Source organism: Anaerosporobacter mobilis DSM 15930 (genome assembly GCF_900142955.1).
In the GTDB taxonomy this organism is placed as follows: Bacteria; Bacillota; Clostridia; order Lachnospirales; family Lachnospiraceae; genus Anaerosporobacter; species Anaerosporobacter mobilis.
On sequence record NZ_FRCP01000004.1, the window covers coordinates 1 to 1,366 of the forward strand.

The 1,366-nt window shown below is 50.7% G+C and carries 1 rRNA gene; it reads left to right on the plus strand.

From position 1 onward, the window contains the following. Positions 1 to 1,348 (plus strand): 23S ribosomal RNA (locus BUB90_RS00020); the annotation flags it as partial. Positions 1,349 to 1,366 lie beyond the last annotated feature (18 nt).

Below are 1,366 nucleotides of genomic sequence, written 5' to 3' on the forward strand. Positions count from 1 at the left end.
CGTGGACCGAAATTAAAGTAGGGAAGTATGTGAGCTAGCTGCCAAGAAAAGCCGCTATTGTTTATTATGTACCCGTACCGTAAACCGACACAGGTGGATGAGGAGAGAATCCTAAGGCCGACGGGAGAAGCATTGTTAAGGAACTCGGCAAAATGACCCCGTAACTTCGGGAGAAGGGGTGCCTGCAGAAATGCAGGCCGCAGAGAATAGGCTCAAGCAACTGTTTAGCAAAAACACAGGTCTATGCAAAACCGAAAGGTGAAGTATATGGGCTGACGCCTGCCCGGTGCTGGAAGGTTAAGGGGAGGAGTTAGAGGTAACTCGAAGCTCTGAACTTAAGCCCCAGTAAACGGCGGCCGTAACTATAACGGTCCTAAGGTAGCGAAATTCCTTGTCGGGTAAGTTCCGACCCGCACGAAAGGCGTAATGATTTGAGCACTGTCTCGACAATGCACCCGGTGAAATTGAAATACCAGTGAAGATGCTGGTTACCTGCGCCAGGACGGAAAGACCCCATGGAGCTTTACTCCAGCTTGATACTGAAATTTGGTATTACATGTACAGGATAGGTGGGAGACTGTGATCCGGTTACGCCAGTAGCCGAGGAGTCGATGTTGGGATACCACCCTTGTAGTATTAGGTTTCTAACTCGTGTTCATTATCTGGGCAGAGGACAATGTCAGGCGGGGAGTTTGACTGGGGCGGTCGCCTCCGAAAGGGTATCGGAGGCGCTCAAAGGTCTCCTCAGAATGGTTGGAAACCATTCGCAGAGTGCAAAGGCATAAGGAGGCTTGACTGTGACACCGACGGGTGGAGCAGGTACGAAAGTAGGACTTAGTGATCCGGTGGTATAAAGTGGGATTGCCATCGCTCAACGGATAAAAGCTACCCTGGGGATAACAGGCTTATCACTCCCAAGAGTTCACATCGACGGAGTGGTTTGGCACCTCGATGTCGGCTCATCGCATCCTGGGGCTGTAGTAGGTCCCAAGGGTTGGGCTGTTCGCCCATTAAAGCGGTACGCGAGCTGGGTTCAGAACGTCGTGAGACAGTTCGGTCCCTATCCGGCGTAGGCGTAGGATATTTGAGAGGAGCTGACCTTAGTACGAGAGGACCGGGTTGGACGAACCTCTGGTGTATCGGTTGCATTACCAAGTGCATGGCCGAGTAGCCAAGTTTGGAAGGGATAAACGCTGAAGGCATCTAAGCGTGAAGCCCCCCTCAAGATAAGATATCCCATAGCACAAGCTAGTAAGACCCCTGAAAGACGATCAGGTTGATAGGACAGAGATGGAAGTGTGGTAACACATGTAGTTGACTGTTACTAATAGGTCGAGGGCTTAACCAAAAGAATGATCTGACAAAA